This is a genomic window from Pseudomonas sp. FW305-96 (genome assembly GCF_058783825.1).
Window position 1 is genome coordinate 40,329 of the sequence record NZ_JBYSYW010000011.1, and the last position, 25,050, is coordinate 65,378.

Below are 25,050 nucleotides of genomic sequence, written 5' to 3' on the forward strand. Positions count from 1 at the left end.
ATGTAGATACTTGGTTTCTACATTTCACTTGCTATCGCCGGGAGGGTTTCTACTATGTATCTACCGTGGGAGATACTTATGCAGATCAAGATTCAGCAGTGGGGAAACAGCGCCGCTATTCGAATTCCCTCCACCGTCCTCAAGCAGATGCGTCTTGAAGTGGGATCAACCCTGAGTCTGGATACGGCTGGCGAGAGCATGGTGCTCAAGCCTGTCAGATCGAAGCCCAAGTACACGCTTGAAGAGTTGATGGCGCAGTGCGATCTGAATGCTCCGGAGCCGGAGGACATGGCTGCCTGGAACATGATGCGTCCGACCGGGCGTGAAGTGTGAGGCGCGCCAAGTTCGCGAGGGGAGACATCGTCAGGGTCAACCTGGACCCTACCGTTGGTCGAGAGCAGCAGGGTGCGGCACGACCAGCACTGGTCCTTACCCCGAGCACGTTCAACATTTCCGGGCTTGCAGTGATCGCGCCGATATCGCAGGGCGGGGATTTTGCCCGACATGCGGGATTCGCGGTTACGCTTAGCGGCGCCGGTACCCAGACGCAAGGCGTATTGCTCTGCAATCAGATCCGGGTCGTTGATCTGGAGGCAAGGCAAGCCAAGCGCATCGAGTCTGTGCCTGAGGCGGTAATCCTGGATGCGTTGGCGCGCGTTCAAACACTGTTCGAGTAATGGGTCGTTTTCATGGCAAATCCTGTGGTAACCCTCATCCGCGAAACCTTCCCCGTTGGCCCCTTGCAGTGCAACTGCACCTTGATCGGTGACCTGGTCAGCAAGCACGCCATCGTCGTCGACCCAGGCGGGGACGAGCAGAAGATCCTCGCCCGCCTGCAGCATCATGGCCTGACCCTGGTGAGCATCATCCACACCCATGCGCACTTCGACCATTTCCTCGCCTCGGGCAGGCTCAAGGAGCTGACCGGCGCCACGCTGCACCTGCACAAGGCCGACCAGCCGCTGTGGGAAAACCTGGAAATGCAGTGTCAGATGTTCGGCGTGCCCTATACGCCGGTACCGTCGCCGGACCGCTGGCTTAGCGACGACGAGGCGCTGGCATGCGGCTGCGGCGTGGCGTTGCACACCCCCGGGCACACGCCGGGTTCGATGAGTTTCTGGTTCGCCGAGCACAAGTTGCTGATCGCCGGCGATACCTTGTTCCGCCGTGGTGTCGGGCGCACCGATTTGTGGGGAGGCGATCAGCGGGCTATCGTTCGTTCCATCAAGGAACGGCTGTACCGCCTGGATGAGGACGCCATCGTGGTGACCGGCCATGGCCCGGACACCCGCCTCGGCGACGAGATGCGCGAGAACCCCTTCGTGCGCGCCTGAGGTTTCATGGAATTTTTCCGCTGCGCTGCAATCCAAGGCTGGCATAGATCCGTAGTCGATCCGCTGCACTTTTGAATTTCAGTAGGAGCTTGTCCATGTTCACCATGCGTCGTCTGATTATCGTCGCTACCGCCGCCGCGCTGATGTCTGGTTGTGCCAGCCCCAACCCGTATGACAGCCAGGGCCAGGCGCAGGGCTCCACAGGGATGAGCAAGACCGCCAAGTATGGTGGCCTGGGCGCGCTGGCCGGCGCCATCGCCGGTGCCGCCATCGACCACAACAACCGTGGCAAGGGGGCGTTGATCGGCGCCGCCGCGGTCGGTGCCGCCGCTGCCGGTTACGGCTACTACGCCGACAAGCAGGAAGCCGAGCTGCGGGCGCAGATGGCCAATACCGGCGTCGAAGTACAGCGCCAGGGTGATCAGATCAAACTGATCATGCCGGGCAACATTACCTTCGCCACCGATTCGGCGAACATTGCCCCAAGCTTCTACTCGCCGCTGAACAACCTGGCCAACTCGTTCAAGCAGTTCAACCAGAACACCATCGAAGTGGTGGGCTTCACCGACAGCACCGGCAGCCGCCAGCACAACATGGACCTGTCGCAGCGCCGCGCCCAGTCGGTCAGCACCTACCTGACCTCGCAGGGGGTGGACCCGTCGCGGGTCAGCGTGCGTGGCATGGGCCCGGACCAGCCGATCGCCAGCAACGCCGACGCCAATGGCCGTGCGCAGAACCGTCGGGTCGAGGTCAACCTGAAGCCGATCCCGGGCCAGCAGTATGACCAGCAAGGCACCGTGCAGCAGTATCCATAAGCGCCAGCTTGACGATGCCGGGGCGGCGCGCCAGCCCCGGCAATCGCGCTAAAGCGCCGGGCACTGGTTGGTCACGCAGTGAATCCCGCCCCCTCCCGCCGCAATGGCGTCGATGTCCAATTGCACCACCTTGCGCCCTGGGTACAGCTCCACCAGCAAGGCCCGCGCCTGCTCATCGGCACTGCGGTCCCCGAACTGCGGGGCGATCACCGCACCGTTGATCACGAAGTAATTGATATACCCCGCCGCGAAATCAGGATTGTCCTCGTTGAACTTGCTGCGCCTTGGTTTCAAGGGCGGCGACAGCGTATGCACCTGTAGCTTGCGCCCGTCGGCATCGGTGGCGTTGCGCAGGATCTCGAGGTGCTTGAGTGTCACCTCGTGGTCGTAGGAGTCCGGATCGTTGTCCAGGTTTGCCACCACCACGCCGGGCGCGGCAAAGCGGGCATAGAAGTCCACGTGGGCGTCAGTGATGTCCTTGCCCTTGATGCCCGGCAGCCAGATGATCTTGCGCAGCCCCAACCGCTCCTTCAGCTCCGCCTCGACCTGGGCTTTGCTCCAGCCGGGGTTGCGATTACCGTTGATCCAGCTGCTCTCGGTCATGATCCCGGTGCCATGGCCGTCCACTTCGATACCGCCGCCTTCGCCCACCAGCTCGCTCTGCTGGTATCGGGCGCCAGTCAGCTTGGCGACGCGGGCCGCGAGCTTGGCGTCATGGCGGTGTTGCTGCTTGCCGCCCCAGCCATTGAAATTGAAGTCCACGGCGCCCAGGGCGCCATCGTCATCAACCACGAAGTTGGCGCCGATATCGCGCATCCAGATGTCGTCCAGCTCGGTCTCGACATAGGTAATGTTGTGGCTGCCGCATTCCTCCTCGGCAATGTCGCGTTCGCTGGCGCGACAGAACACTGTCACCGGCTGGTAGGCAGCGATGGCGCGGGCGATGCGCCCGAGGGCGGCCTGGACGTCTTCGGTGAAGTCTTCCCAGATGGCGTCCTGGGCGCCGAAGGCGATGTAGGCGCGCTGGTGCGGCTCACCCTCGTCGGGCATGAACCAGCGGCCTGCTTCGCTGGCGCGGGCGCTGCCGCTGCCGAAGGGCAGGCCGAAGCTGGCGGCAGCACCGAGGCCGGCGACGACGCTCATGTGTTGGAGGAAAGTGCGGCGGGTGGGCATGGGGTCAGTCCTGTGCGGTCTTGAAACGGGTCCAGACACGCATGCGCGCACGCATGTCGGCCTGGGGGATGTCCTTGCCCGGGATCAAGCGGGTGAAGGTGGCATCGCTGAGGTAGATGTCCGGGTTGTCACGCAGGCGCGCGTCCACCTGCGACCGGGCCTTGGCACTGGCGGTGGGGTAGCCGGTGAAGTTGCTGATCGCGGCCATGTTCTCCGGGCGCATGACGAAGTTGATGAAACGATAGGCGTACTCCGGGTGCTTGGCATCGGCGGGGATGGCCATGGTGTCCATCCACACCGTGGTGCCTTCGCGAGGCACGCGGTACTGGAAGTCGATGGCCTTGCCCGCGGCTTCGGCGGTGCGCTGGGCCTGGATCACGTCGCCGCTGTAGCCCAGCGACAGGCAGGTGTTGCCATTGACCAGCTCGGTGACCGGTTGCGACTGCAGCTTGCGCACGTACGGGCGGATGCCCTTGAGCAGCTCGCTGGCGGCGGCCAGGTCTTCACGTTTGGCGCTGCGCGGCTCGCGGCCCAGGTAGTGAAGCACCACGGCCAGCACTTCGTCGGGCGAGTCGATCATCGAGATGCCGCAGTCGGCGAACTTGGCCGCCAGCTCCGGCTTGAACAGCAGGGCGAGGCTGTCGAGCGGGGCGTCGGGCAGGCGCTCGCGGATCTTCTTCGCGTCCATGGTCAGGCCGATGGTGCCCCAGGTGTAGGGCACGGTGGCCTGGCTGGCCTTGGGGTAGCGGTCGTGCAACTGGCGCAGGCCGGGCTCGATATCGTCGAGCGCAGTCAGTTGCTTGCGATCCAGTGGCTGCAGGCTGCCGGCGCGCATCAGCCGTTCGGCCACGGTGTCGCCAGGGAAGACCAGGTCGTAGCCGCTGCGCCCGGACATCAGCTTGGCCTCGAGCACCTCGCTGCCGTCCATGACGTCGTAGATCACCGGGATGCCGGTTTCGGCGGTAAAACGCTTGAGGGTGTCCTCGGCAAAGTAGTCGGCCCAGTTGTACAGGCGCAGGGCGTCCTGCTCGGCCTGGGCAATACCGGCGCAGGCCACCAGCGCGGCGATGGCGAGCAGTTTCGATGGACGGCTTGGCATGGTTCAGGCCCTCGCGGTCTGTGGGGTACGGCCGTCAAGGGTCAGCAGCGGCGCATACATGGCGGGGCGGCGGTCGCGGTAGATGCCCCAGCTCAGGCGGTCTTCGCGCATGCGCGCCAGGTCCAGGTCGTGCAGCCAAACGCCGCTGCTGTCACGGTCGGCCTCTTGCAGCATCGCGCCCTTGTGGTCGCAGATGAACGACGAGCCGTAGAAGCGCATGCTCAGGCTGTCGTCGCTGCGCGCCACTTCATGACCGACGCGGTTGGCGGCCACCACTGGCAGCAGGTTGGCGGCGGCATGGCCACGCATGGCCATCTGCCAATGGTCGCGTGAATCCAGTTCGGCGGCGCCAGGCTCCGAGCCGATGGCGGTGGGGAACAGCAGCACTTCGGCGCCCATCAGCGCCAGGCAACGGGCGGTCTCGGGGAACCACTGGTCCCAGCAGATGCCGATGCCCAGGCGACCGAAGGCGGTGTCCCAGACCTTGAAACCGGTGTCGCCGGGGCTGAAGTATTCCTTTTCCTGGTAGCCGATGGCGTTGGGGATGTGGGTCTTGCGATACACGCCCAGCAGGCGGCCGTCGGCATCGGCCACGGTCAGCGAGTTGAAGAAGGCGTTGCCGGCTCGTTCGTACCAGCTAAGTGGCAGGACCACGCCCAGTTCCTTGGCCAGCGCGGCGAAGCGCTTGAGCAGCGGGCTGTCGTGGTAGTCCTGGGCCAGGGCCTGGTGGCTGTGGCACTGCTCGATGCAGAAGTACGGGGTGGCGAACAGCTCCTGCAACAGGATCACCTGGGCACCCTGGGCAGCGGCCTGGCGCACCAGTTGTTCGGCGTGGTCGAGGTTGGCCGGCAGGTCCCAGCTGCAGGCCATTTGCGTGGTGGCGATGCGCAGCGTGCTCATGAGCGCGCTCCCTGCCAGTCAGGCTGCTGCTGGGTGATGCAATGGATGCCGCCACCGCCGTGGGCGATATGGTCGATGCGCACCGGTACCACTTCGCGACCGGGGAAGGCCTGGGCCAGTTGCTGCGCGGCCGCCTGGTCGGCGTCGATGCCATAGGCCGGCATGATCACCGCGCCGTTGGCCAGGTAGAAGTTGGTGTAGGAGGCGCAGAACACTTCGGCTTCGCTGTCCACGGCCGCCGTGGCCTCGAACAAGTCGAGCAGTTCAAACGAACGGCCCTGGGCGTCCGTGGCCAGTTCCAGCGCACGACGGTTCTCGCGGGCCACTTCGGCATACACCGAGCCCTGGTCGTGGGTGGCGTCGACCAGCAGCACGCCGGGGCGGGCGAAGGCGCACACGCCATCGACATGGCCGTCAGTCATGTCGCCGGTCACATACTGCGGGTCGCCCGGCAGCCAGATGGTCTTGCGGATGCCCAACAGGCGGGCGAAGCAATCCTCGAAATCCGTCTTGCTCAGGCCCGGGTTGCGATTGGGGTTGAGCAGCACCGATTCGGTGGTGATCAGGGTGCCTTCGCCGTCGACATGGATGGCGCCGCCTTCGTTGCACAGCGGGGTGCTCAGGCCTTCCAGGCCGAGGTGGTCAAGGATGCGCCGGGCCAGGCTGCGGTCCTTGCCGTGCTCGGATTTGCCGCCCCAGGCGTTGAAGCGCCAGCTCAAGCCCGCCATGCCCTGTTGCGGGTGGATCAGGAAGGTCGGGCCGCTGTCGCGGCACCAGCTGTCGTCCACGGCCAGCTCGATCAGTTCGATACCGGCGCCGCACAGTTCGCGGGCGATGTTCATGGCCGACGGATCGACCACCATTTTCACCGGCTCGAAGCGGGCGATGGCGGCGGCCACCCGGGCGTAGTCGCGCTGCACGTCGGCCAGGGTCACGCCCCAGCCCGACTCCCACAGCGGTTGATTGTGCGGCCAGATCATCCAGGTGGCGGCGTGGCGGGCCCATTCGGCGGGCATGCGCCAGCCGCTGTCGAGGGACAGGGTCATAGTGAACTCCGATCTATTAGGGATTGTTATCAACGAAGCCCGCCGTCGCGGGTGTTGTCGTCCATGTTATGGCTGGGAATCCGGGGCGACAAACGATAGATTTAGCGTATTTCTGATCAGTCAGGCTTATCAGCATGCTCAAGCATTGGCCCCCGCTAAACGCCCTGCGCGGCTTCGAAGCCGCCGCCCGTCTAGGCAGCTTCCACAAGGCCGCCGAGGCCCTGAACCTCACCCAGTCGGCAATCAGCCAGCAGATCCGCAGCTTGGAGGGCTACCTGGAACAGCCGTTGTTCCACCGCAGTGGCCGTAGCGTCAGCCTGACCGACGCCGGGCACGATCTGCTCAGCACCACTCAGGCCTTGTTGCAGCAACTGGCGGTGGGCATTCGCCGCCTGGAGCAGTACCGCAAGCCCAACCAACTGGTGGTCAACACCACCCCGGCGTTCGCCCGCCACTGGCTGTTGCCGCGCCTTGCGGACTTCCACCAGCGCTGCCCGGAAGTGGACCTGTGGCTGTTCACCAGCTTCGAGGTGCCGGACATGGCCAGTGAGACTATCGACCTGGCGATCCGCGACGATATCGGCGCCCAGGCCGAATGCAGCTTCACCGTGCTGCACCCGGATCAGCTGTACCCGGCATGCCACCCGGACCTGCCCGAGCAGGGGCGGACCACCCTGCATGGCGAGCGGGAGATGGACTGGAGCCATTGGCAATTGGAGGGCGGTGAGGACGTGGGGCAGCAAGGCAAGGGGCTGAACTTCTCCGACCCTGGCTTGTTGCTGGATGCGGCGGGTGAGGGGCTGGGGATTGCCCTGGTCAGCCAGTTGCTGGCGCGGCGGCTGGTGGACGAGGGGCGACTGCGGCCCTTGTCGGTACAGCGCGTGCGCGGGCCGGTGTGGAGCTGCCTGGTGCATTGGGAAAGCCAGGAGGATCCGTTGGCGAGGCAGTTCCTGGGGTGGTTGAAGGCGGCGCTGGTGCAGGCATAGCGTTTGTCAGAGCCGCTGCGATTTTTCATTGCTCCGATCACCCCGTAATATGTGTCGGATGACTTGCGAGGGTAGTCTCACCCTCTAGATCAAACGGCAGCACCCCGATCCGGGCGCTGCCCCAGCCTAAACCTGACGAGGTACAGACATTGGCCATCATTCATCCCAAGGTTCGCGGTTTCATCTGCACCACGACTCACCCCAAGGGCTGCGAGCTCAACGTCCGTGACCAGATCGAAGCCACCCGCAAGCTGGGCGTGCGCGAGGATGGTCCGAAGAAAGTCCTGGTGATCGGTGCCTCCAGCGGCTACGGCCTGGCCGCGCGCATCACTGCGGCGTTCGGCTTCAAGGCCGACACCCTCGGCGTGTTCTTCGAAAAGCCGGGCACCGAGACCAAGGCCGGCACCGCTGGTTGGTACAACGCCGCCGCCTTCGACAAGTTCGCCAAGGCCGAAGGCCTGTACAGCAAGTCGATCAACGGTGATGCCTTCTCCGACGAAGCCCGTGCCAAGGTCATCGACCTGATCAAGAACGAAATGGGCGGCCAGGTCGACCTGGTCATCTACTCCCTGGCCTCGCCGGTGCGCAAGCTGCCGCAGACCGGTGAAGTGATCCGCTCGGCCCTGAAGCCGATCGGCCAGCCGTACAAGTCGACCGCCATCGACACCAACAAGGACACCATCATCGAGGCCAGCATCGAGCCGGCCACCGAGCAGGAAATCGCCGATACCGTCACCGTGATGGGTGGCCAGGACTGGGAACTGTGGATCGACGCCCTGAATGCCGCTGGCGTGCTGGCACCGCAGGCCCGCACCGTGGCCTTCAGCTACATCGGCTCCGACATCACCTGGCCGATCTACTGGGACGGCGCGCTGGGCAAGGCCAAGCAGGACCTGGACGAAACCGCCCAGCGCCTGGCCGGCAAAGTTGGTGGCAGTGCCAACGTGGCCGTGCTCAAGTCCGTGGTTACCCAGGCCAGCTCGGCCATCCCGGTGATGCCGCTGTACTTGTCGATGGTCTTTAAGATCATGCAGGAGAAGGGTATCCACGAAGGTACCCAGCACCAGCTGGACCGCATGTTCCGTGACCGCATGTACCGTGCGGACGGTGCGCCGGCTGCACTGGACGACGAAGGCCGACTGCGTCTGGACGACTGGGAGCTGCGTGATGATGTGCAGGACGCCTGCCGTGCCATGTGGCCGAAGGTGACCACCGAGAACCTGTTCGAGCTGACCGACTACGCCGGTTACAAGAAACAGTTCCTCAACCTGTTCGGTTTCGAGCGCGCTGACGTCAACTACGACGAAGACGTAGCCACCGACGTACGGTTCGACTGCATCGAGCTGTAAGCAAGTCCTTGACCGCGCAGCCGTTGATGGCGGTTGCGCGGTTCCCGCCGACGACTTGTTAATATTCTGAAACAAATCCCTCGCTGGCCCTTTGCCATGGCCACCCTCCGCCTGATCTATACCCCAGCTATTGGCCTGGCAATTTCGCCGGCGCCGAGGAGGGAGCAATGGGCGTACTGCAAAAACTACAAGAACGCATCCGCCGGAAGGGCCTCAAGCGCACCTTCAAGACTTTTTTCGAGCGCTACGTGTTTTTCCATTGGGAACTGCTGTGGATGGAGCGCGACCTGATCAGCCCTGTGCCGCCGCACAGCCTCAAGGCGCATGCGCCGGTCACTCTGGTGCAGATCACCACGGCCAATGCCGATGCCTTCGCCCGGCATTTCGGCGACCGTGTCGAGACCATGCGCGAGCTGGCTGCCGAGGGCCATACCGGGCACATGTACCTGGATGAGCAGGGCGATGCCGTAGCATTCATCTGGGCCAGCGTGGTGGATTACCACGACAAGCATTACTACGGTTGCACCTTCCCGGTGAAACCCGGCGAGTTCTTCGAGTTCGGCGGCGAGATGACCCGGCCGTACTTTGGCAGCGAGCTGTCGGTGACGGCCCAGGTCGAGCTGTGGAACACCATGCGCGAGAAGGGCTGCCACAAGGTGGTGGACGTGGTGGAGACCCACAACGTGCCAGCAATGAAACTGCACCTGCGCATGGGCTACCACGAGCAGGGCCGGGTGATGCATGTGTATGGCCTGTTCGGTCGCTGGAAGCTGTTCCGCGAAACCCGCTACCACGGTTCGCGCCTGGCGGTGCTGCGCAAGCCGGGCGTGGCGCGGGCGCTGCCCACTACCTGAGGGCACAGGACCTGTAGGAGCGGCTTCAGCCGCGATGAAGCCAACGTGGTGTATGGCACCAGCTTCGCTGGTGATCGCGGCTGAAGCCGCTCCTACAAGGAGCTTGAGCTGTTCGGGCATTTTTTTGCTAGCGTTGGCGCACGACAACAGCCCGTCCGCCAGCATGGCGAGACGCCGCAGGGAGTGCGCCATGAGCAGCCTTACCCAACCCGCCTGTGCCTTTCGTCATGTCGCCGCCGACGGCTATGGCCTCGGCGGATTTCGCTGGCGCCACGCCGAACCCGACCCCCTGCGTCCACTGGTGATCATCAACGCCGCCACCTCGGTGCGTTGCCGCTACTACTCGCGTTTCGCCGACTACCTGTTCGCCCAGGGCTTTGACGTGCTCACCTACGATTATCGCGGCATCGGCGAGTCACGCCCGGCCACGCTGCGCGGTTTCCAGGCGTCCTGGAGCGACTGGGGCCGGTTGGACTTTGAAGCAATGTTGCAACTGGCCGCCGCCGAGCATCCGGGCCAGCCGATGCATGTGGTCGGCCACAGCTTCGGCGGCTGGGCGCTCGGGCTGGCGCCGTCGGCGGGGCAGGTGCGCCATGCGCTGCTGGTGGGCGCGCAGTTCGCCTATTGGCGCGACTATGCGCCGGAGCAGCGTTGGCAGCTGTTCGGCAAATGGCACGTGGTGATGCCGCTGTTGACCCGGATGTTCGGCTATTTCCCCGGCAAGCGCCTGGGCTGGCTGGAAGACACCCCGGCCGGCGTGGTGCGCGATTGGGTTGCCCGTACGCCGCGTTACGAGCAGCGGCCCAGTGGGCGTCTGCTGTCGGCGATGCCATTTGCCCAGGTACAGGCGGCGACCCTGGCCATCAGCCTGACTGACGATCCGTTCGGCACGGTGGCGGCCACTGAACGATTGTTGGGGTACCTGCGAACGGGCGAGCGGCGGCATCTGCGGGTGGCGCCTGTGGATATCTCGGTCGGGGAGATCGGGCACTTCGCGTTCTTTCACGATCGGTTTCGTGAAAGCCTGTGGCCGATTGCGCTGGAGTGGTTGCAGAAGGGGCGCCTTGAGGCTGGAACACCAGGCCGGCTCATCAGTTGATGTGTCCGGTTGGGGCCGCACAGCGGCCCCATCTGCTATCAGCCCAGGCGCGCAAGTGGCTGGGTGGTGAACTTCACCCCGGCCAGCCCATGCTTGATCAGCGCCCGGATATTGCCATGGTCGCTGCCCTCGGGCGTGGCGACCACGCTACGGTAATGCTCACCGAAGGCCAGCAGCGCCTCCTGGTCGCTCAACCCTTCGAGCAGCGCCAGGCCCAGGGTCTTGCACGAGCCTTCGTTCTGCCCGGCGGCGTTGTGCACGTCGCCATTGTCGAAGGCCTGGGGCTGGTAGCTGTAGTTCGCGGCGATGAAGGCCAGGGTGTCGGCAAAAACGTGTTCGCCGCTGGCGAGGCTGCTGCGCAGGCTATTCAGGTCAGTCACGCGGTTTTCCTTGTTCGAACGCCGCTTTCTGCTCGGCGCTGGCTTCGTTCTGGTATTGGGCTTTCCATTCGGCATAGGGCATGCCGTACACCTGCTCACGGGCATCGTCCAGGCTCAGCTCGATCTGGCGATCATCGGCGGCGGCCTTGAGCCACTTGGACAGGCAGTTGCGGCAGAAGCCGGAGAGGTTCATCAGGTCGATGTTCTGCACGTCGGTACGTTTCTGCAGGTGGTCGACCAGGCGCCGGAACGCGGCGGCTTCGAGTTCGAGCTGTTGTTGCGGGGTCATGGGCGGTCTCTTCAGGTCATGCGGTTCTTCAGATGGCGGCCACCATTGATGACCACCTGGCTGCCGGTGCTGTACTGGCTTTGCAGCAGGAACAGCACGGCGTCGATCAGTGGGCGGGCGCCGGGCTCGAATTCGAGCAGGGCTTTCTTCAGGGTCTGCTGGCGGTACTGTTCGTCGCCGCCTTCCTTGAGGATCAGCAGGCCGGGCAGGATACCGTTGACCCGTACCTTCGGCGCGTACTTTTCGGCGAACGACAGCACCATGTTCTGCAGCGCGGCCTTGGTCGCGGCATAGCCGATGTGGCTCTTGCTGCCGCGCGAGGAAGTTTCGTCGCAGATGTGGATGATGTCGGCCTTGTCCACCTTGTTCAGCAGCTCGCCGAGGGCGAGGTTGAGGTGGTAGGGCGCCTCGACGTGCAGGCGGAACATGGTATCGAGGTTGTCCAGGCCATCGTCGAGCCACAGCGAGGCGTTGTGGATGATCGCGCGCAGGCCGTCGTAGTGGCCGTGCAGGTGGTCGATCAGGGCCTGGCGGTCTTCGCCGCGGGTCAGGTCGGCCTGGAACTGCTGGATGTTCGGGTGGGCAGCCTGCCCCTGCAAGGTACGGCTGGCGCTGACCACCGTATGGCCGGCCTGGGCCAGCTCCAGGGCCAGGGCCAGGCCGACGCGCTGGCTGGCGCCGGTGATGAGGATTGGGCTGTTCATGTTCGGGCGGTCTGTTCGTCTGTCCGTGCGTGATGCCCCAGCATACCCGAACTGCGCGGCCTTGCGAGCCCGTGCCTCAGCGGCTGCGCAGCCCCTGGGAACGTTCGGTGGCGGCGCGTGGCGTGGTGTTGAGCCAGCCGGCCAGCAGCCGGGTGGACAGGGGGATGAACAGGTACACCATCAATGGCGTCAGGGCCAGGGTACTGAGCAGCACTCTAGGCAACAGGTCGAGTGGCGCCAGCCAGTGGCCGAACAGCAGGTTGAACAGTAGCGAAACCGGAAAGAATGCCAGCCAGATGGCCGTTGCCTGCTTCCAGCGCGGTGGTTTTTGCACGGTATTGGTGCCGAACCAGTCGTCGATACCGCTCACGCGCCTCTCTTTGGGGCGTTCGAACAGGCCGTTGCCGCGCTCCAGCCAGGCCCTGCGCGATGCGGAATGCTCCCAGGCGTGCATGGTCTGTTCGCAGGCGAAGCGGAAGATGATCTGGAATTCGTCGCCCTCGCTCGGCGGGGCGAGGATGCCCGAGCCCAGGTAGCCGGGAAAGTCGGTGGCCAATTGCTCGCCTTCGTGCAGCCAGGCCAGCAGGTCCTGGTAGCGGCCGCAGGCGGCGCGGCGCGACACCATCAAGGTGACGGGTGGAGTAGACATCGTGTATCTCCTGGCGACGGGGCTGGCGGGTAGCCGGCCCCTGGCTTGCGGCCCGGGGTGATGGGCGGCGCAGGCGGGCTTGCAAGAATCGGGCACGGATTATCGCCGATCAATCATGACCAGTCAGTTTCAGGGGCTGGACGGTCTTCAGGCGGTGCAGGGAGCCTGGGCGTGCAGTTCGGGGTGAGCCTTGCGGTGGGCCTGGAGGATGTACTCGCGCAGGCGCTCGATCTCTTCGGCCGGCGTGTGGGTCAGGTCGTAGGCGGCGAGGCGCGGGCCGATGCGCCGGCGCAGCGCGCCGTGCAGGCCGATCGGCGGGATGTCCTCGGCGGCGAAGCGCAGGTTGAATTGCGCAGGGGCTTGAGCACCATCGCGCACTTCCAGCAGCACACCCTTGAAGGAAATGTCGCGTACCCACAGGTCACTGGCCTGGCCATGATCATCCAGCAACGCGATCGGAGGCTGCAGCGACAGGCGCCAGGGCCGCAGCCTGGGGCCATCCTCGTAGATGTCCGGCGAGCCGAGTTGCAGGTGCAGGGCGTGGAATTCATCCTCGACCAGTTGCAGGGGGAAGCTCAACTGCTGGTTGTTGAAGCTGGCCTGCAGCGTCACCTGCTCGTTGGCCACCAGGCGGGTGAGCAGGTCCTTGAGACGACGGTCGCCATTGACCAGCAGGCTCGACATGGGGTCGGCCAGGTTCAGTTGGGGCGAATGCTGCATGTCCTGGATGAAATCCAGTTCGTCCTGGGAGAGTAGGGCGTCTGCTTGCATGGTCTGACTCGAAGGGGCGATCGGTAACGGCGATTTCTTCACGGCGGTGGACAGTGCTCAATCCGCTTCGTTCCGGTCATTCGTCGGAAAATCCTGAAGCCTGTGACTTTAGCCGGAGGCGGCCTTTTGCCACTGTCGAGTGCTAGTATCCTACGTTTTCACTCAGTTTCGGAATCCTCACCCGATGAAAGTCGCCATTATTTCCGGTTCGGTGTACGGCACCGCCGACGAAGTCGCCCGCCACGCCGAGTCGCTGCTCAAGGCAGCCGGTCTTGAAGCCTGGCACGCGGCACGCGCCACCCTGCAGGACATCGAGGGCTTTGGCCCCGACGCATTGCTGGCGGTGACCTCGACCACCGGCATGGGCGAGCTGCCCGACAGCTTGATGCCGTTGTACAGCGCGATCCGCGACGTGCTGCCGGCGGCCTGGCGCGGCCTGCCGGGAGCGGTGATCGGCCTGGGCGATTCGAGCTACGGCGACACCTACTGCGGCGGTGGCGAGCAGATGCGCGAGCTGTTCGCCGAGCTGGGGGTGAACGAAGTGCTGCCGATGCTGCGACTCGATGCCAGTGAGACCGTGACACCGGAGACCGATGCCGAGCCGTGGCTGGCGGAATTTGCGGCTGTGCTGAAAGGCTGATTTTGCCTGGGCCGGTCCCGCGATAGGGCCGGTCGCCTCAATGCATGGCTGAATCCTCACGCAACAATGCCAGCCACGCCTGCGCCGCCCGTGACAGATATGCCCCGCGCCGCCAGATGAAGGCGATGTCCCACCTCAGGTACTCCGGCGCCCGCAACGGCAAGCGCACCACCCCGGGCCGTTCCAGCGCCCGTGCGACGATCGCCGGCAGCAGCACCACGCCTTGCCCGGCCGCCACCAACGCGGCAAGAAAGTCTGCCTGGCCGCTACGCCCACCCTCCTTGGGTGTAAAACCTTCCTGCTGGCAGGCGCTGAGCAATCGATCGTTGAGCACGAAGCTGCGCTGGTACAGCAGAAACGGCGTGTCGGCCAGTTGTGCCAGGGCGACGTCGACCTGCCCGGCCAGCGGGTGGCCGGCGGGCAGCAAGGCTTCCAGTGGCTCATTGCAGAACGGCTGGTAGTCGAACGCCGGATCGTTCGGCGTCAGGCTGCCGCCCAGCTCCAACTCGCCACTCTTGACGGCCTGCTCGACCATGCGGCTGCCACCTTCGAGCAGTTGGATCGAGATATTCGGATGGCGCCGCCGATACTCGGCGAACAACCCAGCGAACAGCGCATCGCTGCCCAGCAGCGGCAGGCCCAGGCGCAATTCGCCGCGGGCCATCTGGCTGAGATCGTCGAGTTCGCTCAGCAGCTCCTGGCGCTGGCGCAGCAGCGCTTCGCCGCGTTCCAGGACGATGCGCCCGGCGGCAGTCAGCAGCAACTGCGAGCCTTGGCGTTCCAGCAGCGGCTGGCCGATGTCCTGTTCCAGCTGGGCGACCTGCTTGCTAACCGCCGACTGGCTGACGTGCAGGGTACCCGCCGCCTGGGTGAAGCCGCCTTTGTGGACGACTTCGATGAAACTGCGCAGCTGTTTGAATTCCATGTATGCCGGATTCTATTTTGGAATGGCTGTCAGTCTAACAATTCGCTTCTGGCCTAGGTGGCCGACTTTTACAATGGGCCCGTTGTCGAGGAACTCCCGCCCATGAATCCTGCATTACTGAAGAAGACCCTGCGCCTTTTCGCCGAACTGACGGTGTTGCTGGCGCTGTTCCTGATCGGTGGCCAGCTGGCCGCCTGGCTCGCCTGGCCGATTCCCGGTGGGGTGATGGGCCTGGCGCTGCTGCTGGCGCTGTTCGCCACCGGGCTGCTCAAACCTGCCACGCTGCAATTGGGTGCCGGCTGGCTGATGGCCGAAATGCTGCTGTTTTTCATTCCGGCGCTGATGAGCCTGCTGGACTACGGCAGCCTGCTGCGCAGCGAGGGCTGGCGCATCCTGCTGGTGATCGCGCTGAGCACCCTGCTGGTGATGGTGGTCACCGCGGTCACCGTCGAGCTGGTGTGCCGTTGGAGGTTGCGCCATGAGCCTTGAACCCATGCCGCTGTTCTGGCTGGCCCTGACCCTGGGCGCCTACCTGGGCAGCCGCTGGCTGTACCGGCGCAGCGGGCGCTACCTGCTGTCGCCGCTGATCCTGGTGCCGGCCTTGCTGCTGGCGGTGGCCGTGCCGCTGCACACCGCCTACGCCGAGTACGCCCGCAACACGCATTGGTTGATGGGCGTGCTGGGCCCGGTCACCGTCGCTTTCGCGGTGCCGATCTGGCAACAACGGGCACTCCTGGCGCGGCACTGGCCGGCGCTGCTGGTCGGCATGCTCGCCGGCAGCGTGGCTTCTATCGGCAGCTCCTGGGCGCTGGCGCACCTGCTCGCGCTGGACGATGCGGTCAGCCTGTCGTTGCTGCCGCGTTCGATCACCACGCCGTTCGCCATGCCCGTGGCCCAGGACCTGGGCGGCGTGCCGGAGCTGACGGCGGTGTTCGTGATGTTTACCGGGGTGCTCGGGGCGATGTTCGGCGGCATTCTCCTGCGTTGGCTGCCCTTGCGCACACCGCTGGCGCGGGGGGCTCTGTTCGGTGTCGGTGCCCATGGCGCGGGGGTGAGCCGCGCCCAGGAAGTCGGGCGCGAGGAAGGCTCGGTGGCCGGCCTGGTCATGGTCCTGACCGGGCTGCTCAACCTGTTGGCCGCGCCGTTGCTGATGAGGTTGATCTGACCGTTCGTGCCACTGACTCGCACGGTCATCAGGCTGGCTGCCAAGGCGACTTATCACCTTCGTATAGGCTTCTAGACTGAGCCTCGACATAGAGAGCACATGTAAGTGCCGAGGTGACATGCAATGAACGCAGCCTTGCCCTCTTCCAACCCTTATCCACCGAGACGACCGTGATGCCACTGGCCGAAATTCCATTGTGCGTCTGGCGCACCCGGAGCCAGGGGTTCACTTTCCGGGGCCAGAGCATCCGCTACTGGACGGCAGGGCAAGGAGAGCCCCTGCTATTGCTTCACGGTTTCCCCACGGCCAGCTGGGATTGGCACTACCTGTGGGCACCCCTGACCCAGCGCTTTCGTGTGGTGGCCTGCGACATGCTCGGCTTCGGCGATTCGGCCAAGCCCGCGGACCACGACTACAGCCTGCTCGAGCAGGCCGACCTGCAGCAGGCGTTGCTGGCGCACCTGCACATCGACCAGCCGGTGCACCTGCTGGCCCACGACTACGGCGGCAGCGTCGCCCAGGAGCTGCTGGCCCGGCACCACGAACGGCGGCTGGAGGTGGCCAGTTGCGTGTTCCTCAACAGCGGGCTGTTCCCCGAGAGCTGCCGGGTGCTGCTGGTCCAGAAGCTGCTGCTCAGCCGCCTGGGCTGGCTGGTCGGGCGCTCGTTCGGGCGCGACGACCTGGTGCGCAACGTCACCCAGGTCTATGGCCCGTGCACCCATCCCAGCGAGAGCGCCCTGGACGACTACTGGAGCCTGATCGCCTCCAACCGTGGCCCACGGATCCTGCACAAGCTGGTCAGTTTCCTGCCGGAACGCCGGGCCCAGCGCGAGCGCTGGGTCGCCGCGCTGCAACGCCCGGGCGTGCCGCTGCGCTTCATCAATGGCGCGGTCGATCCGTTGTCCGGCGCGCACATGGTCGAGCGCTACCGGGAAATCGTCCCGGACCCGGACACCGTGGTGTTGCAGGGCATCGGCCATTACCCGCACACCGAAGCGCCGGTGCAGGTGCTGCGCCACTACCTGGCCTTTCGTGAACAACCGCTGAGCTATGTACCGCTGAAGGTCGCCTGGTCCTGACCGGGCGACCATCGCCGGGCGTTATCGGGCGGCATTCGCCACGGTGCGCTTGATTGCCCGGCCCGGGCGGCTGGCGGAAACTGCGTTGCATCCCTTCATTGCCAGGAGCCTTGAGCATGAGCGAGCCGGTACGTCTGCAGGATCGAGTGGTGATCGTCACGGGGGCCGGCGGCGGCCTGGGCCGGGCCCATGCGCTGCTGTTCGCCGCGCGCGGCGCTCACGTGGTGGTCAATGACCTGGGTGGGTCTACACATGGTGAAGGCGCCAACGCCTCGGCGGCCGACCGCGTGGTGGAGGAGATCCGCGCCGCGGGCGGCACGGCCATCGCCAACCATGACTCGGTCACCGATGGCGCGCGCATCGTCGAGCAGGCCCTGGATACCTTCGGCCGGGTCGATGTGCTGGTGAACAACGCCGGCATCCTGCGCGACAAGACCTTCCACAAGATGGAAGACAGCGACTGGGAGCTGGTCTACCGGGTGCACGTCGAGGGCGCCTACAAGGTTACCCACGCCGCCTGGCCGCACCTGCGGGCGCAGAATTGGGGGAGGGTGATCTTCACCTCGTCCACCTCTGGCATCTATGGCAATTTCGGCCAGGCCAACTATGGCATGGCCAAACTCGGCCTCTATGGGCTGACCCGCACCCTGGCCATCGAGGGCCGCAAGCACGGCATCCTGGTCAACGCCATCGCCCCGACCGGCGGCACGCGAATGACCGAGGGGTTGATCCCGCCGCAGGTGTTCGAACGTCTGCAGCCCGAGCTGATCAGCCCGTTGGTGGTGTACCTGGGCAGCGAGCAGTGCCAGGACAGCGGCGAACTGTTCGAGGTGGGCGGCGGCTGGGTGGGCAAGGTGCGCTGGGAGCGTAGCCAGGGCGTGGGCTTCGACCCGCGTGAAGGGTTCACCCCCGAGCAGGTGGCGGACAACTGGGTGCGGATCGGTGATTTCGAGGGCGCGGAGCACCCGCAGGACAGCCTGCAGGCGTTGCAGCAGATGATGGCGAACCTGCAGAGGTATCCGTTGGGTTGATTGCGCCGATCTTGCGATTCTTGCAGAAATAAAAAAGGCCGCTGCAATCGCAGCGGCCAATCGAGACGTTAGATCAAGGAGCTTCAAAATCAACGTCGGTGAACCTGGGCGGGCGCGAAAAGCAGGGGGGAGAGCCCTTCGTGCCGGCCAGTGAGGTCAGAATAAGCGCATGATCCCGTGGGAAAAATACCCGCTTATGACATTCACCTTTACGTTTCGAGTAAAAGTGCGAGGCGGACTATAGGCCGCTCTCGCAGGAAAAGTCCGTAATGCTTTGTAAGTCCTTTCACTGATCCGCGCCGTATCCCATTCGCCAACTGGTGGCCTGGGTGGCGGCGAGCAGGCGCCGGGCGGCCGGGCCGTGCTCGTCGGCATGGAAGATCGAGGTCGGACCGACCACGGTCATCACGGCGGCGACCTGGCCCATGGCGTTGAACACCGGCGCGGACAGCGCGTCCACCCCCGGCATCAGCAAACCGTGCACATGGTGCAGGCCGCGCTGGCGGATCTGTTCGAGCAGGGCGGCATAGTCATCCGCCGTCTGGCCGAGCGCTGCCAGTTCCCGGTCGCGCAGCTCCACGGTCTCGCGTTCGGGCAGGTGCGCGGCGAACACCAGTCCGGTGGACGAACTGAGCAACGGCAGCACCGAACCGATCTGCGTCACCACCGTCACTGCACGTACCGCCGGTTCGATGCTCACCACCGTCGCCCCCTGGTTACCCCACACGGCGATGAAGCAGCTTTCGTTGAGCTCGTCGCGCAACTGTGACAGCGGCAACGCCGCCACCTTCAGCACATCGATGCTGCCCAGTGCCGCCATGCCTACCCGCAGTGCCTCGCGGCCCAGTCCGTAGTGGTTGGTGGCCGGGTCCTGCTCGGCGAAGCCGCTGGCGATCAGCGCCTGCAGGTAGCGGTGCACCTTGCTCGCCGGCATGTCGACATGCTCGGCCAGGCGCGACAGCGAGGTGGAGGGGGAAAGTTCGGCCAGGGCCTTGAGGATGTCGGTGCCGACTTCCGCCGAGCGGACTTTCTGTTTGCCGTTGTCGGTGCTGCTGGCTTTGGCCATGGGGGACTTCTATGCAGATTTCATGGGGTGGCGCCTTTATAGCTTGACGCCTGCGCTCGGGCAAATTACGTTATTCGTAATCTGATTACGATAAAAACAATGCAGACGCGCTGCCGCCCTTGGTGCCGGTTTCAGGATCGGGCTCCGCAGCCAGCTGCCCGAAACGGCTCCCAGCAGCCCGGAGGCACCGATGACCCGCGACACATCCCCTGAGCTCCAGTACCTGAGCGGCTTCGGCAACGAATTCGCCAGCGAAGCCCTGCCCGGCGCCCTGCCGGTCGGGCAGAACTCGCCGCAGAAGGCTCCCTATGGGCTGTACGCCGAGCTGCTGTCGGGCACCGCGTTCACCATGACCCGCAGCGAACTGCGACGCACCTGGTTGTACCGCATTCGCCCCTCGGCCCTGCACCCGCGTTTCGAGCGCCTGGAGCGCCAGCCGCTGACCGGGCCGTTGGGAGGCGTCAATCCCAATCGCCTGCGTTGGAGCCCGCAACCGATCCCGTCCGAACCGACCGACTTCATCGACGGTTGGCTGCCGATGGTGGCCAACTCGGCATCGGAGAAACCGGCCGGCGTGAGTATCTACATTTACCGCGCCAATCGCTCCATGGAGCGGGTGTTCTTCAACGCCGACGGCGAGTTGCTGCTGGTGCCCGAGCAAGGCTGCCTGCGCATCGCCACCGAACTGGGCGTGCTCGAGGTCGAGCCGCTGGAGATCGCGGTGATCCCGCGCGGCATGAAGTTCCGGGTCGAACTGCTCGATGCGCAGGCCCGGGGCTACATTGCCGAGAACCACGGCGCGCCGCTGCGCATCCCGGACCTTGGCCCGATCGGCAGCAATGGCCTGGCCAACCCGCGTGACTTCCTCGCCCCGGTCGCCCATTACGAAGAGAGCACCGGCCCTGTGCAGCTGGTGCAGAAGTTCCTCGGCGAACATTGGGCTTGTGAGCTGCAGCACTCGCCCCTGGACGTAGTCGCCTGGCACGGCAGCAACGTGCCTTACAAATACGACCTGCGCCGCTTCAACACCATCGGCACGGTCAGCTTCGACCACCCCGACCCGTCGATCTTCACCGTGCTGACCTCACCCACCAGCGTGCATGGCATGGCCAACATGGACTTCGTGATCTTCCCGCCGCGCTGGATGGTGGCCGAGAACACCTTCCGTCCACCATGGTTCCACCGCAACCTGATGAACGAGTTCATGGGCCTGATCCAGGGCGCCTACGACGCCAAGGCCGAAGGCTTCCTGCCCGGCGGCGCTTCGCTGCACGGGGTGATGAGCGCCCACGGCCCCGACGCCGAGACCTGCGACAAGGCCATCTCGGTGGACCTGGCGCCGCACAAGATCGACAACACCATGGCCTTCATGTTCGAGACCAGCCAGGTGCTGCGCCCGAGCCGCCAGGCCCTCGAAAGCCCGCAGTTGCAGGCCGACTACGATAGTTGCTGGGCCACCTTGCCGAGCACCTTCAACCCGAACCGGAGATAACCGATGAACCACACCGCCATTGCCCGCAGTTGGGTCGAGCACGCCAACGGGCACCGCGACTTCCCGCTGCAGAACCTGCCCCTGGGCATCTTCAGCCGCCCGGGGCAGGCGCCACGTTGCGGCGTAGCCATCGGCGACGCGATCCTCGACCTCGAGGCCGTGCTGGCCGCCGGGTTGTTCGAGGGGGCGGCCAAGGCTGCCGTCGAAGCGACAGTGGGCGGCGCGCTGAATGCCTTCTTCGCCCTTGGCCGCGAGGCCCGTGTTGCCCTGCGCCAGCGCCTGCTGGCGCTGCTGGGCGAGGGCAGCGAGCACCAGGCGGCCCTGAAGGCCGCGCTGTACCCGGCCGGCGAATGCCAGTTGCACCTGCCGGCGAAGATCGGTGACTACACCGACTTCTACGTCGGCATCGAGCACGCCAAGAACGTCGGCAAGCTGTTCCGCCCGGACAATCCGCTGCTGCCCAACTACAAGCACGTGCCGATCGGCTACCACGGCCGCGCCTCGACCATCCGCCCGTCCGGCACCGACGTGCGCCGCCCCAAGGGCCAGACCCTGCCGGCGGGCCAGACCGAGCCGAGCTTCGGCCCTTGCGCGCGCCTGGACTACGAGCTGGAACTGGGCATCTGGATTGGCCAGGGCAACGACATGGGCCAGCCGATCCCGATCGGCGACGCCGCCGAACACGTGGCCGGCTTCTGCCTGCTCAACGACTGGTCGGCGCGCGATATCCAGGCCTGGGAGTACCAGCCGCTGGGCCCGTTCCTGTCCAAGAGCTTCATCACCACGGTGTCGCCATGGGTGGTCACTGCCGAGGCCCTGGAGCCGTTCCGTTGCGCCCAGCCGGCCCGTCCGGAGGGTGACCCGCAGCCGCTGTCATACCTGCTGGACAAGCGCGACCAGGCCGCCGGCGCCTTCGACATCGAACTGGAAGTGCTGCTGCTGACCGAACGCATGCGCGAGCAGAACCTGCCGGCGCATCGCCTCACGTTGAGCAGCACCCGCAGCATGTACTGGACCGTGGCACAGATGGTTGCCCACCACAGCGTCAACGGCTGCCAGCTGCAACCGGGCGACCTGTTCGGCTCGGGCACCCTGTCGGGCGCGGCGCCAGGCTCGTTCGGCAGCCTGCTGGAGATCACCGAAGGCGGCAAGCAGCCGGTGGAACTGGCCAGCGGCGAAGTGCGCAAGTTCCTCGAGGACGGCGACGAGATCATCCTGCGCGCCCGTTGCGTGCGCGATGGCGTGGCCAGCATCGGCTTCGGCGAATGCCGTGGCACCATCGTCGCGGCCAACTGAGGAGGGCAGGGCGATGGAACTGTTCACCTACTACCGCTCCACCTCGTCGTATCGGGTGCGCATCGCCCTGGCGCTCAAGGGCCTGGCCTACCAGGCCCTGCCGGTGAACCTGCTCAAGGGCGAGCAGCGCGGCGCGGACTACCTGGCGCTCAATCCGCAGGGGCGGGTGCCGGCCCTGCGTACTGACGATGGCGAGTTGCTGGTGCAGTCGCCGGCGATCATCGAATACCTCGAAGAGGCGCACCCGCAGCCAGCGCTGCTGCCGACCGCAGCCGAGGCCCGGGCCAAGGTGCGTGGCGTGGCGGCGATCATCGGCTGTGATGTCCACCCGCTGCACAACGTCAGCGTGCTCAACCAGCTGCGTCAGTTGGGGCACGATGAGGCACAGGTCAACCAGTGGATCGGCCACTGGATCGGCCAGGGGCTGGCGGCGATCGAGCAGTTGATCGGCGACGATGGCTTCTGCTTCGGTGCGACGCCGGGCCTGGCCGATGTCTACCTGATCCCGCAGTTGTACGCAGCAGAGCGTTTCAACATCGACCTCGGTGGCTACCCGCGCATTCGCCGGGTGGCCGCCCTGGCTGAGCAGCACCCGGCCTTCCATCAGGCCCACCCGGCGAGGCAGCCCGACACGCCCGACTGATCGCCACCGCCCGCACCTGCACTCATAACAACAAAAGACAGGGACCTTGCGATGCACAACCAGATAGCCAGCTTTCGCGCGGCGCTCGACGCGCGCCCGGTGTCACCCTACCAGTGGCGCCTGCTGCTGCTGTTGATCCTGTTGTTGGTCACCGATGGTTATGACGCCCAGGTGCTGGGCTATGTGATCCCCGCGCTGGCCCAGGACTGGGGCCTGGAAAAGGCCGCTTTCGGGCCGGTGTTCAGCGCCAACCTGCTGGGGCTGACGGTCGGTTCGCTGGCGGTGACGCCACTGGCCGACCGCTTCGGCGTGCGGCGGGTGCTGCTGTGCTGCGTGCTGCTGTACGCCAGCCTGACGCTGCTGATGATGTTCGCCACTTCCCTCGACAGCCTGATGCTGGCGCGCTTTCTCTGCGGTATCGGCATGGGCGGCGCGATGCCCAGCGCCATGGCGCTGATGGCCGACTACGCGCCGCCCCGACTGCGCACCTTGATGGTCACCCTGGCGGCTTGCGGTTTCTCGCTGGGTGGCGCTGCGGGGGGCTTCGTCGCCGCGGGCTTCATTGACCATTACGGCTGGCAGGCAGTGTTCCTTGCCGGCGGCGTGGCGCCCTTGCTGCTGTTCCCGTTCCTGGCACTGTTCCTGCCCGAGTCGCTGCCGCGCCTGCTGCGTGACGCTCCGCCCTATGCGCGGTTGCAGCGGGTCACCGCTCGCCTGCTGCCGGGCTGGCAGGTACCGGCGGCGCGCATCGCCCCCGACGAGCCGGCTGACAGCAAGCTCACCGTGGTGGCACTGTTTCGCGAGGGGTTCGCCCGGCCCACGCTGCTGCTGTGGAGCACCTTCTTTGTCAGCCTGATCCTGTTGTACTTCATGATCAGCTGGCTGCCGTCGCTGCTGCAGGAAAGCGGGCTGGCGCTGAACCAGGCCAACCTGGTGACTTCGCTGTTCCTGTTTGCCGGCACCTTCGGTGCGGTGTGCCTGGCCTGGTGCGCCGACCGCATGGCCAACAAGGCTCACCTGCTGGCCGGCGTGCTGCTGGGCGCGGCGCTGTTCAGCGTGCTGGTCGGCATTAACCATGACGATCCGCGCTGGCTGGTGCCCAGTGTGTTCGCCGCCGGGTTCTGCATCATTGGCGGGCAGTTGACGCTCAATGCCTTCGTCAGCAACTTCTACCCGGCCCAGGTGCGCGCCACCGGCACCGGCTGGGCCCTGGGTGTGGGGCGCTTCGGCTCGATCCTCGGACCGTTGCTCGGCAGTCTGCTGCTGACGTTGCACATGCCAGTGGAGCAGATCTTCTTCTTCTGCGCCGTGCCAGCGCTGCTCGGCGCGCTGCTGATCAGCCGGGTACGCGCACCGCAGCCGCGCGAAGCGACGGCCAAGGGCGAGGCATTAATGGATTGAACGTTTGCCGTTGGGCAACTGGCCGAGGCGTTCCGTGAGTTTCAGGCGCTGCACCGGGTCGTCGGTCAGCAGCAGGGCGTGCTCCAGGTCGAAGCGCTCTGCCTGGGGACAGTCCAGGTGCTGGTACAGCGTGGCCCGGGCCAGGTAGTCGCCGACCTGCACCGGGCCCAGTTGCATGACCCGCTCGGCATCGATCAGCGCCGCGAGGTCGTTGTCGTTGCTGATATGCAACTGGCGAAGGTTGCGCGACAGGCGCTGGAGCATCTGCCGCGGCGATGCGCTGAGCAGGTGCTCGGCGGACAGTGGCACCTGTGGGCCGAACTGGCGGGCGAGCAGTTCGCGGCAGTCGTTGGGATACAGGCGGCGGCCACCACAAGGGTCGAGCAGGTGGTCGGCACCGGGTACCCGCAGCAGGAAGTGGCCGGGAAAGTTCACGCCTTCCAGGGGGATCGACAGCCGCCGTGCCAGCTCCAGGGCAAGGATTGCCAGCAGCAGTGGTTGGCCACGCCGACGTTGCAGCACCTTGTCCATCAAGGCCACGTGCGGGCGCAACGGGTGGTACTCGTCCTGCTGAAAGCCCAGTGCGTTGAGCTGGCGCAGCAAGGGCTGGGCCAGTTCGTTGACCGGCAGCATCGGCAGGCTGGTGCTGACTTCGCGTTGCAGCTCATGCAGCCTGGCCAGGCTGGCCGAGAGCTCGACAGTGCGGTCATGCTCCGCAGCAATCCACAGCGTGGCTTCCAGCAGGGCGACCGGCTCGCGTTCCAGGCAGGCCAGGCAGGCTTGGCGTGAGTTCATCGGACTTCTCCATCACGCTTAACTTGTAGCCCTGGCGAGGCTTTTCGTCCAGTGGTCCGCCCGCACGGT

General features: G+C 65.5%; 29 protein-coding genes. 17 read left to right on the plus strand and 12 right to left on the minus strand.

What is annotated here, in order from left to right; translation table 11 throughout:
- Positions 1-54 precede the first annotated feature (54 nt).
- The 4 genes from AC3WL2_RS10905 to AC3WL2_RS10920 all read left to right on the plus strand — a co-directional run bounded on the left by AC3WL2_RS10905 (position 55) and on the right by AC3WL2_RS10920 (position 2,149).
- On the plus strand, positions 55-333 hold the full coding sequence (locus AC3WL2_RS10905; protein WP_102682549.1) for an AbrB/MazE/SpoVT family DNA-binding domain-containing protein: 279 nt from the start codon (positions 55-57) through the stop codon (positions 331-333).
- Entirely contained in the window at positions 330-677 is a 348-nt protein-coding gene (locus AC3WL2_RS10910; protein WP_023631283.1) for a type II toxin-antitoxin system ChpB family toxin, read from the plus strand. Before AC3WL2_RS10905 ends, AC3WL2_RS10910 begins: the two co-directional genes overlap by 4 nt.
- Positions 678-689: 12 nt before the next feature.
- Positions 690-1,334, plus strand: a complete 645-nt coding sequence (locus AC3WL2_RS10915) for an MBL fold metallo-hydrolase (protein WP_102682548.1) — start codon at positions 690-692, stop codon at positions 1,332-1,334.
- Positions 1,335-1,429: 95 nt separating this feature from the next.
- Entirely contained in the window at positions 1,430-2,149 is a 720-nt protein-coding gene (locus AC3WL2_RS10920; protein WP_102682547.1) for a YiaD family glycine zipper/OmpA-like lipoprotein, read from the plus strand.
- 48 nt (positions 2,150-2,197) lie between these two features.
- On the opposite strand, the gene AC3WL2_RS10925 is transcribed toward AC3WL2_RS10920, so the two are convergent.
- Genes AC3WL2_RS10925 through AC3WL2_RS10940 form a run of 4 tightly spaced genes read right to left on the minus strand, consistent with a single transcriptional unit; the run spans position 2,198 to position 6,367 of the window.
- Positions 2,198-3,322 carry an agmatine deiminase family protein gene (locus AC3WL2_RS10925; protein WP_102682546.1) on the minus strand — a complete coding sequence of 375 codons (1,125 nt, stop codon included), beginning with the start codon at positions 3,320-3,322 and terminating at the stop codon, positions 2,198-2,200.
- 4 nt (positions 3,323-3,326) lie between these two features.
- Positions 3,327-4,421: an extracellular solute-binding protein gene (locus AC3WL2_RS10930; protein ID WP_102682545.1), complete on the minus strand. Its 1,095-nt coding sequence runs from the start codon at positions 4,419-4,421 to the stop codon at positions 3,327-3,329.
- 3 nt (positions 4,422-4,424) lie between these two features.
- Positions 4,425-5,321 (minus strand): N-carbamoylputrescine amidase, encoded by an 897-nt coding sequence (gene aguB, locus AC3WL2_RS10935; protein ID WP_102682544.1) that lies wholly within the window; start codon positions 5,319-5,321, stop codon positions 4,425-4,427.
- Entirely contained in the window at positions 5,318-6,367 is a 1,050-nt protein-coding gene (locus AC3WL2_RS10940; RefSeq protein WP_102682543.1) for an agmatine deiminase family protein, read from the minus strand. The genes aguB and AC3WL2_RS10940 overlap by 4 nt, the downstream gene beginning before the upstream one ends.
- Before the next feature lie 134 nt (positions 6,368-6,501).
- Between AC3WL2_RS10940 and AC3WL2_RS10945 the strand changes: the two genes are divergently transcribed.
- The 4 genes from AC3WL2_RS10945 to AC3WL2_RS10960 all read left to right on the plus strand — a co-directional run bounded on the left by AC3WL2_RS10945 (position 6,502) and on the right by AC3WL2_RS10960 (position 10,655).
- Complete coding sequence (locus AC3WL2_RS10945) at positions 6,502-7,353, plus strand: LysR substrate-binding domain-containing protein (RefSeq protein ID WP_102682542.1); 852 nt, start codon at positions 6,502-6,504, stop codon at positions 7,351-7,353.
- Positions 7,354-7,502: 149 nt separating this feature from the next.
- A complete protein-coding gene (fabV, locus tag AC3WL2_RS10950) occupies positions 7,503-8,702 on the plus strand; it encodes an enoyl-ACP reductase FabV (RefSeq protein WP_102682541.1) in 1,200 nt (399 codons plus the stop codon).
- A 167-nt stretch (positions 8,703-8,869) separates the two neighbouring features.
- Entirely contained in the window at positions 8,870-9,556 is a 687-nt protein-coding gene (locus AC3WL2_RS10955; RefSeq protein ID WP_102682540.1) for a GNAT family N-acetyltransferase, read from the plus strand.
- Positions 9,557-9,746: 190 nt separating this feature from the next.
- The gene (locus AC3WL2_RS10960) at positions 9,747-10,655 is read left to right on the plus strand and encodes an alpha/beta hydrolase family protein (RefSeq protein ID WP_102682539.1); all 909 of its coding nucleotides are present in this window, start codon (positions 9,747-9,749) and stop codon (positions 10,653-10,655) included.
- 38 nt (positions 10,656-10,693) lie between these two features.
- Here the strand turns inward: AC3WL2_RS10960 and AC3WL2_RS10965 are convergent, their stop codons facing one another.
- From AC3WL2_RS10965 to AC3WL2_RS10985, 5 genes are all read right to left on the minus strand, one after another.
- Positions 10,694-11,035, minus strand: a complete 342-nt coding sequence (locus AC3WL2_RS10965; RefSeq protein ID WP_102682538.1) for a HopJ type III effector protein — start codon at positions 11,033-11,035, stop codon at positions 10,694-10,696.
- Positions 11,028-11,324, minus strand: a complete 297-nt coding sequence (locus AC3WL2_RS10970; protein WP_102682537.1) for a DUF1244 domain-containing protein — start codon at positions 11,322-11,324, stop codon at positions 11,028-11,030. Before AC3WL2_RS10970 ends, AC3WL2_RS10965 begins: the two co-directional genes overlap by 8 nt.
- Positions 11,325-11,335: 11 nt before the next feature.
- On the minus strand, positions 11,336-12,028 hold the full coding sequence (gene folM, locus AC3WL2_RS10975; RefSeq protein WP_102682536.1) for a dihydromonapterin reductase: 693 nt from the start codon (positions 12,026-12,028) through the stop codon (positions 11,336-11,338).
- A gap of 76 nt (positions 12,029-12,104) precedes the next feature.
- Positions 12,105-12,677: a putative antibiotic biosynthesis monooxygenase gene (locus AC3WL2_RS10980; RefSeq protein ID WP_102682535.1), complete on the minus strand. Its 573-nt coding sequence runs from the start codon at positions 12,675-12,677 to the stop codon at positions 12,105-12,107.
- A 147-nt stretch (positions 12,678-12,824) separates the two neighbouring features.
- Entirely contained in the window at positions 12,825-13,448 is a 624-nt protein-coding gene (locus AC3WL2_RS10985) for a hypothetical protein (RefSeq protein WP_102682534.1), read from the minus strand.
- A 184-nt stretch (positions 13,449-13,632) separates the two neighbouring features.
- Between AC3WL2_RS10985 and AC3WL2_RS10990 the strand changes: the two genes are divergently transcribed.
- Positions 13,633-14,088: a flavodoxin gene (locus tag AC3WL2_RS10990; RefSeq protein ID WP_102682533.1), complete on the plus strand. Its 456-nt coding sequence runs from the start codon at positions 13,633-13,635 to the stop codon at positions 14,086-14,088.
- A 37-nt stretch (positions 14,089-14,125) separates the two neighbouring features.
- On the opposite strand, the gene AC3WL2_RS10995 is transcribed toward AC3WL2_RS10990, so the two are convergent.
- The gene (locus AC3WL2_RS10995) at positions 14,126-15,013 is read right to left on the minus strand and encodes a LysR family transcriptional regulator (protein WP_102682532.1); all 888 of its coding nucleotides are present in this window, start codon (positions 15,011-15,013) and stop codon (positions 14,126-14,128) included.
- Between the two features lie 102 nt (positions 15,014-15,115).
- On the opposite strand from AC3WL2_RS10995, the gene AC3WL2_RS11000 reads away from it, so the two are divergent.
- The 4 genes from AC3WL2_RS11000 (at position 15,116) to AC3WL2_RS11015 (ending at position 18,288) form a co-directional block, all read left to right on the plus strand.
- Positions 15,116-15,502 (plus strand): CidA/LrgA family protein, encoded by a 387-nt coding sequence (locus AC3WL2_RS11000; RefSeq protein ID WP_102682531.1) that lies wholly within the window; start codon positions 15,116-15,118, stop codon positions 15,500-15,502.
- On the plus strand, positions 15,492-16,178 hold the full coding sequence (locus tag AC3WL2_RS11005; protein ID WP_102682530.1) for an LrgB family protein: 687 nt from the start codon (positions 15,492-15,494) through the stop codon (positions 16,176-16,178). Before AC3WL2_RS11000 ends, AC3WL2_RS11005 begins: the two co-directional genes overlap by 11 nt.
- Before the next feature lie 173 nt (positions 16,179-16,351).
- On the plus strand, positions 16,352-17,257 hold the full coding sequence (locus tag AC3WL2_RS11010; protein ID WP_102682529.1) for an alpha/beta fold hydrolase: 906 nt from the start codon (positions 16,352-16,354) through the stop codon (positions 17,255-17,257).
- Positions 17,258-17,373: 116 nt separating this feature from the next.
- Complete coding sequence (locus AC3WL2_RS11015) at positions 17,374-18,288, plus strand: SDR family oxidoreductase (protein ID WP_102682528.1); 915 nt, start codon at positions 17,374-17,376, stop codon at positions 18,286-18,288.
- Between the two features lie 286 nt (positions 18,289-18,574).
- Here the strand turns inward: AC3WL2_RS11015 and AC3WL2_RS11020 are convergent, their stop codons facing one another.
- On the minus strand, positions 18,575-19,354 hold the full coding sequence (locus AC3WL2_RS11020) for an IclR family transcriptional regulator (RefSeq protein WP_094010273.1): 780 nt from the start codon (positions 19,352-19,354) through the stop codon (positions 18,575-18,577).
- 190 nt (positions 19,355-19,544) lie between these two features.
- On the opposite strand from AC3WL2_RS11020, the gene hmgA reads away from it, so the two are divergent.
- The 4 genes from hmgA to AC3WL2_RS11040 are packed head-to-tail and all read left to right on the plus strand — an operon-like array spanning position 19,545 to position 24,186.
- Positions 19,545-20,846, plus strand: coding sequence for a homogentisate 1,2-dioxygenase (gene hmgA / locus AC3WL2_RS11025; RefSeq protein WP_102682527.1), 1,302 nt, complete (start codon positions 19,545-19,547; stop codon positions 20,844-20,846).
- Between the two features lie 3 nt (positions 20,847-20,849).
- Positions 20,850-22,142 carry a fumarylacetoacetase gene (gene fahA / locus AC3WL2_RS11030; RefSeq protein WP_102682526.1) on the plus strand — a complete coding sequence of 431 codons (1,293 nt, stop codon included), beginning with the start codon at positions 20,850-20,852 and terminating at the stop codon, positions 22,140-22,142.
- A gap of 13 nt (positions 22,143-22,155) precedes the next feature.
- Positions 22,156-22,785, plus strand: a complete 630-nt coding sequence (gene maiA / locus AC3WL2_RS11035; RefSeq protein ID WP_102682525.1) for a maleylacetoacetate isomerase — start codon at positions 22,156-22,158, stop codon at positions 22,783-22,785.
- A gap of 51 nt (positions 22,786-22,836) precedes the next feature.
- Positions 22,837-24,186 carry an MFS transporter gene (locus AC3WL2_RS11040; protein ID WP_102682524.1) on the plus strand — a complete coding sequence of 450 codons (1,350 nt, stop codon included), beginning with the start codon at positions 22,837-22,839 and terminating at the stop codon, positions 24,184-24,186.
- On the opposite strand, the gene AC3WL2_RS11045 is transcribed toward AC3WL2_RS11040, so the two are convergent.
- The gene (locus AC3WL2_RS11045; RefSeq protein ID WP_102682523.1) at positions 24,175-24,981 is read right to left on the minus strand and encodes a SirB1 family protein; all 807 of its coding nucleotides are present in this window, start codon (positions 24,979-24,981) and stop codon (positions 24,175-24,177) included. The two genes, AC3WL2_RS11040 and AC3WL2_RS11045, sit on opposite strands and share 12 nt — an antisense overlap.
- Between the last annotated feature and the right edge of the window lie 69 nt (positions 24,982-25,050).

Bases quoted from the DNA above. Each gene is read 5' to 3' on its own strand.
- AC3WL2_RS10905 (WP_102682549.1), top strand. From the start codon at position 55: ATGTATCTACCGTGGGAGATACTTATGCAGATCAAGATTCAGCAGTGG.
- AC3WL2_RS10915 (WP_102682548.1), top strand. From the start codon at position 690: ATGGCAAATCCTGTGGTAACCCTCATCCGCGAAACCTTCCCCGTTGGC.
- AC3WL2_RS10920 (WP_102682547.1), top strand. From the start codon at position 1,430: ATGTTCACCATGCGTCGTCTGATTATCGTCGCTACCGCCGCCGCGCTG.
- AC3WL2_RS10925 (WP_102682546.1), bottom strand. From the start codon at position 3,322: ATGCCCACCCGCCGCACTTTCCTCCAACACATGAGCGTCGTCGCCGGC.
- AC3WL2_RS10930 (WP_102682545.1), bottom strand. From the start codon at position 4,421: ATGCCAAGCCGTCCATCGAAACTGCTCGCCATCGCCGCGCTGGTGGCC.
- aguB (WP_102682544.1), bottom strand. From the start codon at position 5,321: ATGAGCACGCTGCGCATCGCCACCACGCAAATGGCCTGCAGCTGGGAC.
- AC3WL2_RS10940 (WP_102682543.1), bottom strand. From the start codon at position 6,367: ATGACCCTGTCCCTCGACAGCGGCTGGCGCATGCCCGCCGAATGGGCC.
- AC3WL2_RS10945 (WP_102682542.1), top strand. From the start codon at position 6,502: ATGCTCAAGCATTGGCCCCCGCTAAACGCCCTGCGCGGCTTCGAAGCC.
- AC3WL2_RS10955 (WP_102682540.1), top strand. From the start codon at position 8,870: ATGGGCGTACTGCAAAAACTACAAGAACGCATCCGCCGGAAGGGCCTC.
- AC3WL2_RS10960 (WP_102682539.1), top strand. From the start codon at position 9,747: ATGAGCAGCCTTACCCAACCCGCCTGTGCCTTTCGTCATGTCGCCGCC.
- AC3WL2_RS10970 (WP_102682537.1), bottom strand. From the start codon at position 11,324: ATGACCCCGCAACAACAGCTCGAACTCGAAGCCGCCGCGTTCCGGCGC.
- folM (WP_102682536.1), bottom strand. From the start codon at position 12,028: ATGAACAGCCCAATCCTCATCACCGGCGCCAGCCAGCGCGTCGGCCTG.
- AC3WL2_RS10980 (WP_102682535.1), bottom strand. From the start codon at position 12,677: ATGTCTACTCCACCCGTCACCTTGATGGTGTCGCGCCGCGCCGCCTGC.
- AC3WL2_RS10985 (WP_102682534.1), bottom strand. From the start codon at position 13,448: ATGCAAGCAGACGCCCTACTCTCCCAGGACGAACTGGATTTCATCCAG.
- AC3WL2_RS10990 (WP_102682533.1), top strand. From the start codon at position 13,633: ATGAAAGTCGCCATTATTTCCGGTTCGGTGTACGGCACCGCCGACGAA.
- AC3WL2_RS10995 (WP_102682532.1), bottom strand. From the start codon at position 15,013: ATGGAATTCAAACAGCTGCGCAGTTTCATCGAAGTCGTCCACAAAGGC.
- AC3WL2_RS11000 (WP_102682531.1), top strand. From the start codon at position 15,116: ATGAATCCTGCATTACTGAAGAAGACCCTGCGCCTTTTCGCCGAACTG.
- AC3WL2_RS11005 (WP_102682530.1), top strand. From the start codon at position 15,492: ATGAGCCTTGAACCCATGCCGCTGTTCTGGCTGGCCCTGACCCTGGGC.
- AC3WL2_RS11010 (WP_102682529.1), top strand. From the start codon at position 16,352: ATGCCACTGGCCGAAATTCCATTGTGCGTCTGGCGCACCCGGAGCCAG.
- AC3WL2_RS11015 (WP_102682528.1), top strand. From the start codon at position 17,374: ATGAGCGAGCCGGTACGTCTGCAGGATCGAGTGGTGATCGTCACGGGG.
- AC3WL2_RS11020 (WP_094010273.1), bottom strand. From the start codon at position 19,354: ATGGCCAAAGCCAGCAGCACCGACAACGGCAAACAGAAAGTCCGCTCG.
- hmgA (WP_102682527.1), top strand. From the start codon at position 19,545: ATGACCCGCGACACATCCCCTGAGCTCCAGTACCTGAGCGGCTTCGGC.
- fahA (WP_102682526.1), top strand. From the start codon at position 20,850: ATGAACCACACCGCCATTGCCCGCAGTTGGGTCGAGCACGCCAACGGG.
- maiA (WP_102682525.1), top strand. From the start codon at position 22,156: ATGGAACTGTTCACCTACTACCGCTCCACCTCGTCGTATCGGGTGCGC.
- AC3WL2_RS11040 (WP_102682524.1), top strand. From the start codon at position 22,837: ATGCACAACCAGATAGCCAGCTTTCGCGCGGCGCTCGACGCGCGCCCG.
- AC3WL2_RS11045 (WP_102682523.1), bottom strand. From the start codon at position 24,981: ATGAACTCACGCCAAGCCTGCCTGGCCTGCCTGGAACGCGAGCCGGTC.